Origin of the sequence: Collinsella acetigenes (assembly GCF_012844445.1) — a bacterium.
GTDB lineage: Bacteria > Actinomycetota > Coriobacteriia > Coriobacteriales > Coriobacteriaceae > Collinsella > Collinsella acetigenes.
Genome location: NZ_JABBCP010000008.1, coordinates 20,554 through 28,424, shown reverse-complemented (window position 1 = coordinate 28,424; position 7,871 = coordinate 20,554). Strand labels below are relative to the sequence as shown.

General features: G+C 56.0%; 7 protein-coding genes and 3 tRNA genes. 4 read left to right on the top strand and 6 right to left on the bottom strand.

Translation table 11 applies throughout. The features are described from left to right. Window positions 1–531: 531 nt before the first annotated feature. The 4 genes from HF320_RS08960 to HF320_RS08945 all read left to right on the top strand — a co-directional run bounded on the left by HF320_RS08960 (window position 532) and on the right by HF320_RS08945 (window position 4,161). Window positions 532–1,884 (top strand): Y-family DNA polymerase, encoded by a 1,353-nt coding sequence (locus HF320_RS08960; RefSeq protein WP_349290729.1) that lies wholly within the window; start codon window positions 532–534, stop codon window positions 1,882–1,884. After that, window positions 1,877–2,152, top strand: coding sequence for a hypothetical protein (locus tag HF320_RS08955; protein WP_169277973.1), 276 nt, complete (start codon window positions 1,877–1,879; stop codon window positions 2,150–2,152). The genes HF320_RS08960 and HF320_RS08955 overlap by 8 nt, the downstream gene beginning before the upstream one ends. Window positions 2,153–2,403: 251 nt before the next feature. Continuing rightward, window positions 2,404–3,138 carry an iron-sulfur cluster assembly scaffold protein gene (locus tag HF320_RS08950; protein WP_022386132.1) on the top strand — a complete coding sequence of 245 codons (735 nt, stop codon included), beginning with the start codon at window positions 2,404–2,406 and terminating at the stop codon, window positions 3,136–3,138. Between the two features lie 18 nt (window positions 3,139–3,156). Further along, window positions 3,157–4,161, top strand: a complete 1,005-nt coding sequence (locus tag HF320_RS08945; protein ID WP_040220977.1) for a GGGtGRT protein — start codon at window positions 3,157–3,159, stop codon at window positions 4,159–4,161. 116 nt (window positions 4,162–4,277) lie between these two features. Here HF320_RS08945 and HF320_RS08940 read toward each other — a convergent pair whose 3' ends face one another. The 6 genes from HF320_RS08940 to HF320_RS08915 all read right to left on the bottom strand — a co-directional run bounded on the left by HF320_RS08940 (window position 4,278) and on the right by HF320_RS08915 (window position 7,639). Beyond that, window positions 4,278–5,459, bottom strand: coding sequence for a pyridoxal phosphate-dependent aminotransferase (locus HF320_RS08940; protein ID WP_169277993.1), 1,182 nt, complete (start codon window positions 5,457–5,459; stop codon window positions 4,278–4,280). Window positions 5,460–5,765: 306 nt separating this feature from the next. After that, window positions 5,766–5,842 (bottom strand) — tRNA-Lys (locus HF320_RS08935). 36 nt (window positions 5,843–5,878) lie between these two features. After that, window positions 5,879–5,955, bottom strand: a tRNA-Lys gene (locus HF320_RS08930). Window positions 5,956–5,975: 20 nt separating this feature from the next. Further along, window positions 5,976–6,052, bottom strand: a tRNA-His gene (locus HF320_RS08925). A gap of 118 nt (window positions 6,053–6,170) precedes the next feature. Further along, complete coding sequence (locus tag HF320_RS08920; RefSeq protein ID WP_349290728.1) at window positions 6,171–6,662, bottom strand: VanZ family protein; 492 nt, start codon at window positions 6,660–6,662, stop codon at window positions 6,171–6,173. 5 nt (window positions 6,663–6,667) lie between these two features. Then, window positions 6,668–7,639: a hypothetical protein gene (locus HF320_RS08915; RefSeq protein ID WP_169277992.1), complete on the bottom strand. Its 972-nt coding sequence runs from the start codon at window positions 7,637–7,639 to the stop codon at window positions 6,668–6,670. Between the last annotated feature and the right edge of the window lie 232 nt (window positions 7,640–7,871).

The window sequence follows — 7,871 nt, the reverse complement described above, 5'->3', positions numbered from 1 at the left end:
TTCTCAAGGTACCCGCGCCGGCCCGCCTGTCGGCTGCCGTCGCGCAGGGATTAATGATGCCAGAGGCGAGGCCCCTCTGGGCCGGGAATATCGGTCTCCACGTTTCGCACACAATTGGGGGGGCGGCTTTTTTCGCAAGGCCGAAATCCGACCCCGCCGACTTCCCCGAGCGCCCACGCCCTTACAAGAGCATTATCTAGAAAGAGTCTTGTGCGAGGACCGCTCTTCACGATGAATCGAGACCGCTCTAGAACTCCGTCGCATTGGACTTATTCGTTGCCGTAAAGCACCGCCCCTCCCGCTGCCCCTTCCCTACCTCCTTGTTTAAGGGTCAAGCGTCCTCCCTATAATCCCTGCCCTCGAAGTGCTCATAGCAGGCTCTTGATTTTTTGATTCGTCGCGGCCCCCGTCCTCACGCTCCGGCCATTCCTACTTATATATGCATCCGCATCCCCTCCTTGACTCTTGTCCGCACGAGTCGATACTATCGAACAAACGTTCTTAGAACATATGTTTGCAACGGGAGGCAGTGTGAATCAAAAATCAACACGGCAAGATGGGAAACGCATCTACCTCTGCATTGACTTGAAAACGTTCTATGCAAGTGTGGAATGCGTCGATCGAGGGCTCGACACTCTTGTAGACAATCTTGTCGTAGCCGACATTACGCGCGGCCGAGGAACCATTTGCCTCGCCATCACAGCAGCCATGAAGCGCTTGGGGATACGCAACCGCTGTCGCATCTTTGAGATCCCCGCAAATGTCCGCTACACGGTAGCGCAGCCCCGTATGCGTCACTATATGGAGGTTTCCGCCCAAATCTATGGCACATACCTCGAATACGTCTCGCCCGAAGATATCCACGTATACTCCGTCGACGAGTGCTTCATCGATGCCACGCCTTATCTCTCTTTATATAGCTGCGATGCGCGTGCGTTTGCCCTAGAGCTGATGGGCGCTGTGAAGAAACGCTTTGGCATACTCGCAACGGCTGGAATCGGGACAAATCTCTTCTTGGCAAAAGTCGCGCTCGACATCACGGCCAAGCACGCAGGAGACGGCATCGGCATCCTCGATGAGGAGCTCTTTCGACAGCACGTGTGGAACCATCGGCCCATAACCGATATCTGGGGTATCGGGCCGGGAATAGCGCGCCGTCTCGAACGTCTAGGAGTCCTTGATCTTAAGGGAATCACCCAACTACCCGAAGAGGTCATCTATAAAGAGTTCGGCGTCAATGCGGAATACCTCATCGACCACGCCTGGGGACAAGAGAGCTGCACGATGGCCGATATCCACACGTACCGTCCATCGACCTCCTCGCTCAGCAAAGGACAGGTCCTCTGCCGTCCCTACTCCTTTGAGGAAGGGCGTACGATCTTGCGTGAAATGGTCGAATCACTTTCCTTTGACCTGTTGGAAAAACGTGCAATATGCGACCGTATTTCGCTCTATATCGGATACGCAATGCCCAAAAACCAAACAAAAGCACGCAGCCCTACGATCTTTGTCGGAGAGCACGGCGCGCGAAACATGGCCCGAGAGCCCAACCTTTGCGCCACGGGATCTCGAAAGCTTCCCGAGCAAACGGGCTCGTTCTCCCTGCTCTTTTCGCACTTCGACACCCTTTACCGGGCAATCACCGATGAAGAACGCACGATAAAACGACTCAACATCGGCGTGGGCAACCTTATTCCCGAAGAGCTGCGCACCTGCACGCTCTTCAACGGCTGCGAGCGTGAAACGGAAGAACGCAACCTACAAGGAGCAATCTTGGACGTCAAACATCGGTACGGCAAAAACGCGCTGATGCGTGGCGTCAGCTACCGAAAGGAAGCAACGGGCCGGGAACGGAACAAACAAGTTGGAGGACATCATGCCTGATATGGATGCAAGCAAGAACATCCCCTCGCCCTGGGGGGAGCTGACATTCGAAGCCGTTCGCGCGCCCCTTAGCGAAAAGCACGAAAACGAATGTGCCGAAGGCGCTTCAACGGCGGCACCTTCGCGTTGCGCGAACGGAAAAACGCGCGCAACGCGCGCGGCGCAGTTCATGCCCTTTGCCGCCCTCACGGGCTATTTCGACCTCATCCGCGAGCAAGAATGGAAGGCACAAGAACGTTTCAAAAAAGACCGCCGGCGAGAGTCTTGACGCATGACACAGGCGAAAATAAGGTGAAAAGAAAGATTGAAGCGCATCAATAATTGAAACATCGTGCAGGACTGAATTCTCGGCCGTTCGCCGAATAGTCAAGAGAAAAACGCGGTATGATAGCCGTGCATGTCATAAGGCTTGCGCAAGGTCAAACGCGGAAACCGTCTCTCAAAGCGCGCACACCGCGCACGGGGATCGTTCGCCTCGGGCAGCCCTGCGTGGCCCCAAACACGAAAGAGAGGAGAGGCATGCAGTACTCACAGGAAGTGGAAAACATGTGCCCCGTCGCTAAGGGCGCATACCACGGCCCCGCACCCATCCCCGAGGAGGGCAAATGGGTTCAGGCCAAGGAGATTTCCGACATCTCCGGCCTTACGCATGGTGTGGGCTGGTGCGCACCCCAGCAGGGCGCCTGCAAGCTCACGCTCAACGTCAAGGAGGGCATCATCGAGGAGGCGCTCGTTGAGACCATCGGCTGCTCGGGTATGACCCACTCCGCCGCCATGGCTTCCGAGATCCTTCCGGGCAAGACCATCCTCGAGGCCCTGAACACCGACCTCGTCTGCGACGCCATCAATGTCGCCATGCGTGAGATCTTCCTGCAGATCGTCTACGGCCGCAGCCAGACCGCGTTCTCCGAGGGCGGCCTGCCCGTGGGCGCCTCCCTCGACGACCTTGGCAAGGGTCTTCGCTCCCAGGTCGGCACCATGTTCGGCACCAAGGCAAAGGGCGCTCGCTACCTCGAGCTCGCCCAGGGCTACGTCACCCGTATGGCTCTCAACGACAAGAACGAGATCATCGCGTTCGAGTTCCTGAACCTCGGCAAGTTCACCGACGCCGTCAAGGCCGGTAAGACCCCCGAGGAAGCCATCGCTGGCGCCATGGGCCACTATGGTCAGTGGGAGAACGCTGCCAAGTACATCGACCCGCGCACCGACGAGGAGACCCACTCCGTCGCCAGCGTGTTCCCGGTTCACGAGTAGAAAGGGAGGGAAAACACAATGACTGTTACGTTCGAAGGTTACGAGCGCCGCGCTGACAAGATCAACAAGTGCCTCGCTGACAACGGCATCGCCTCCCTCGAGGAAGCTCTGCAGATCTGCACCGACAAGGGCTTCAACCCGCGTGAGATCGTCAACAACACCCAGTCCATCGCCTTCCAGAACGCCGAGTGGGCCTACACCCTCGGCTGCGCTCTCGCCGTCAAGCGTGAGGCAAAGACCGCTTCTGAGGCTGCCGCCATCATCGGCGAGGGCATCCAGGCCTTCACCGTTCCCGGCTCCGTCGCCGAGGACCGCAAGGTCGGTCTGGGCCACGGCAACCTGGGCGCTATGCTGCTCTCCGATGACACCGAGTGCTTCGCCTTCCTGGCTGGCCACGAGTCCTTCGCTGCCGCTGAGGGCGCTATCGGCCTGGCTCTGAACGCCAACAAGGCTCGCAAGAAGCCGCTGCGCGTTATCCTCAACGGCCTGGGCAAGGACGCCGCCCAGATCATCGCCCGCATCAACGGCTTCACCTATGTGAAGACCCAGTTCGACTACTACACGGGCGAGCTCAAGGTCGTCGAGACCATCCCCTACTCCGATGGTCCCCGCGCTGCCGTTAACTGCTACGGCTCCGACGACGTCCGCGAGGGCGTTGCCATCATGTGGCACGAGAATGTCGACATCTCGATCACCGGTAACTCCACCAACCCCACGCGCTTCCAGCACCCCGTCGCTGGCACCTATAAGAAGGAGCGCATCGAGGCTGGCAAGAAGTACTTCTCCGTCGCTTCTGGTGGCGGCACTGGCCGCACCTTGCACCCGGACAACATGGGCGCCGGCCCTGCCTCTTACGGCATGACCGACACCATGGGCCGCATGCACTCCGACGCCCAGTTCGCCGGTTCTTCCTCCGTGCCCGCGCACGTCGACATGATGGGTCTCATCGGCATGGGCAACAACCCCATGGTCGGTGCCACCGTCGCTTGCGCTGTTGCCGTTGAGGAAGCTCTGAACGCTTAGTCCTTCTTCGCAACTGCGAAATTGACTCATAGGGCCGTCGCCTATCAAAGGCGACGGCCCTATTGTTTTAGAAGCTCAGACGGTAAATTGGGGCGAGGGCCCCTTCGGTCCACCAGTCAGCAACGGGAAGGAATCATATCGCGCAGGCTCTTCAGATTCTCCAAAGCCGCCAACAGCGTCTCGTCCTTTTTGGCGAAATGAAAACGAATGAGATGGTTGACAGGCTCACGGAAGAAGCTCGAGCCCGGCACAGCGCCGACCTTTACAAGACGAGCCAGATCTTCACAAAACTCAAGGTCACTCGAATAGCCAAATTCGCTGATGTCCATAAGCACATAGTAGGCGCCCTCGGGCGTGTTATGAACCAAGCCAAGCTCGTCAAGCCCTTTGCAGAACAGATCGCGCTTATGCGTATAAAGCGCCAAAACCTCGTCGTAGTAGCTTTGATCGAATCTCAAAGCGCACGCCACCGCCTCTTGCAAAGGTGCCGCAGCTCCCACAGTCAAAAAGTCATGCACTTTCTTAATGCGCTCGGTAATCTGCGGCGCGGCGATAGTGTATCCCAAACGCCATCCCGTAATCGCGTACGTCTTGGACAGAGAAGAGCAGCTAATGGTGCGCTCGAACATCCCCGGAAGGCTGGCCATATACGTATGCCTGCAAGGGGCATAGACGATGTGCTCATAGACTTCGTCTGTAATACAGTACGCATCGTATTTTTTGCAAAGACTCGCGATGAAGTCGAGCTCTTCGCGCGTAAACACTTTTCCGCACGGATTTGAAGGGTTGCAAAGAACAATAGCCTTTGGCCTGTTTTCACAGAAGGCGCGCTCTAGCACCTTGCGATCAAAATCGAATTGCGGAGGATTAAGCGGCACATAGACAGGCTTTGCGCCCGAAAGAATCGTATCGGCACCGTAGTTTTCGTAGAAGGGACTAAAGATAACCACTTTATCGCCCGGATTGGTCACAGTCATCATCGCAGCCATCATCGCTTCTGTTGAACCGCATGTAACAACGATATTCTCATCGGGATCGACAGGAATGCCCATGTACCGCGATTGTTTTTCGGCAAGTGCCTGGCGCATAGCCTGGGCACCCCAGGTGATGGAATACTGATGGTAGCGCGGCGAAGGATCCTTTGAGATCTCTTCGAGACTCTTAAGGAGCTTTGCAGGCGGATCAAAATCGGGAAAACCCTGCGACAGGTTAACCGCATCGTATCGAAGCGAGATTCGCGTCATACGACGGATAACGGAATCGGTAAAACTGGCAGTACGGTCGGACAGTGGCTGCATTGTTGCCCCCTTGATAGCACGAACGGGCTGAGTGTACTCCCAAAGGGGATGATATTAACCGTTAATGAACCCTGGAATAATTTGGAAACGTTTTAACGCAACGACAGCGCCACGATAAAGCTTATGTTTACTGATACCTCATATATGGCGCTGAAAGGACAAATGCGACGCGTATGCCCCAATGAATGGGAGGAGGGGCCACCGAGGCAAACAAGACCATGAAAACTGATTCAGACCCGTAGGAGAAAACAGCGGCGTCTCGAATAGCTAATAAAAAAGCCCCAAGAATGGGGCCGTAAAATCAGATGGTGGACCGTCAGGGATTCGAACCCTGGACCTTGGGATTAAGAGTCCCCTGCTCTAGCCAGCTGAGCTAACGGTCCAATAAAAAACTCCATCGCTGGAGTTTTATTATGAAATGGTGGACCGTCAGGGATTCGAACCCTGGACCTTGGGATTAAGAGTCCCCTGCTCTAGCCAGCTGAGCTAACGGTCCAACTACTCTATGAGAGGTGATGGGGTGGGTAAAGGGACTCGAACCCTCGACCTACGGGACCACAACCCGTCGCTCTAGCCAACTGAGCTACACCCACCATGTGCCTCTCTCAAAGCGCTTGACTATTATGCACTCCTACAACCAAGCGCGCAAGCCCCTTTTTTAACTTTTTTAGCCTATTTGCCATTTGCCAGCACGTTAAGTTTACAAAAGGGCTATTCATGTTCAATTTTCCTCCGACGCAACACGCGTCCCATCACATGGCATACAAGAATGCCAAAAGCCGCGCCGCAGCAATCAATCAAAACATCGACTGGAGTCCCGCAACGCCCGGGAACAAAACGCTGAATCGTCTCGTCGACACAAGCCACCATAACGGGGGCGACGCACCCCATCGCAAAGCGGCGTATCGAAAGCTCCGGACCCGTCGAAATAGCGTTGTGAACCAATATGCTCAATAGCGCATATTCAGAAAAATGAGCCATTTTTCTCACCAAGAGATTGGTGAGCCAAGCTGAAGGCAATCCCATTCCAGATAGCCAAGACCGCGCCATCGACACTACAGAAAGGCTCAGGTGGGAACTGCCCGTTCCAGGGACAAGCGAGTTTCCCCAAATAAAGAGGGTCATACAGCCTGCAGCAATGAGCCATCCACGTGAAAGAGACGCCAACGCATCACCTTCGCTCAAAGGAAAGTCAGCGTTCACGTACCCTATGCTTCCTGGGCGACAAGTCGTGGCATCGTCATGGTTCCGCCCTGAATAACGCGAAGATACTCATGACTGCGCGTGCGAACACTCTGTGAGGAAACTTTATCGAACTCCTCTTCAAGAATCTCATTCACATGCGTATGCAAGCCCGTTGAGCGTGCGCCCTCTGCAATAGCCTTGCAACGCTCTTGCGGAACGGGCGCTGTCGTTTCCGCCCCTTGAGCAGTCTGGAACGGCGCTGCCTCGCCGACCGGGATAGCGCGCGTTTCTTCCGCATCCTCGGACAGGATCGCCAAGGCCGCCGCCCACATGTCCTCATGCCCACTGTAATCAACCATGGGCACCTCAATGGCCTCGGGCTCCTCGAGCTCCTCAGGCACCGGATCAGGGCAAATCGAAGCGACGGACGCCGCGACCGCACTAGACCTGGCAGCAACCTGCTCTTGCGAACGAGAAGATCCCGTCACGGCAGCATCGGGAATCGTCATAAAAGTGTCGGTGGATTCGGAGGCCGTATTGGAAGCAGTCCCACGCGCGATTTCTTCAAGGGCAATCTGATACATGTCTTTGGAATGGATGGGGTCGCAGCTCACCGAAAGATCCGAATCAAGCAACGAATCGATCTCTGCCCACGCCTCCTCTTCCGAAAGCGCATCCACGGCACGGGAGATAACAGGCACTCCCTGCTGGTGCGCAGCGCGGACATTCTCCGAGCGTCGATGCGCAGCAGCCTCAACATGCTCGGCAGCCTGATCAAGCTGCTCCTCGTGCGAAGAAATCAAGCGCTTTGTAGCGGCAAGCATGCCCATTCCAGCAAGAGAGCCGATCGCAAATGGCATTGCCGCAGTTCCAACAACCGCATGGACGTCTTTAAACGGAATCGTCGCCGCAAATGCAACCGCGGGAATCGCCAGGCACGCACCAGCGGACAGTCCGGCCGTAAGAGCGCGATGTGCGCAAACGTTAGAAGCCATGACCAGAATCCCTTCGACTACTCACAATCCAACATCAGCGGCTTTCGCCATCTTTTGGTAGGCAAAAGCCACGCCTGCGCGCCTGCGGAAAATGATGAAGTTTCATGTAGCTGGGAAACGCTGGGCCCCTAGCAACGGATTATGGTTCGTTTCATCTGCGTTTTCCGTCGCGTATTATGGCCATTATGCGCAAAACCCAAGGTAATTGCAAGAATTGTTCGGATAAATGAAC

Coding starts and splice junctions, on each gene's coding strand:
- HF320_RS08955 (WP_169277973.1), top strand. CDS start 1,877: ATGCCTGATATGGATGCAAGCAAGAACATCCCCTCGCCCTGGGGGGAG.
- HF320_RS08950 (WP_022386132.1), top strand. CDS start 2,404: ATGCAGTACTCACAGGAAGTGGAAAACATGTGCCCCGTCGCTAAGGGC.
- HF320_RS08915 (WP_169277992.1), bottom strand. CDS start 7,639: ATGGCTTCTAACGTTTGCGCACATCGCGCTCTTACGGCCGGACTGTCC.
- HF320_RS08940 (WP_169277993.1), bottom strand. CDS start 5,459: ATGCAGCCACTGTCCGACCGTACTGCCAGTTTTACCGATTCCGTTATC.
- HF320_RS08945 (WP_040220977.1), top strand. CDS start 3,157: ATGACTGTTACGTTCGAAGGTTACGAGCGCCGCGCTGACAAGATCAAC.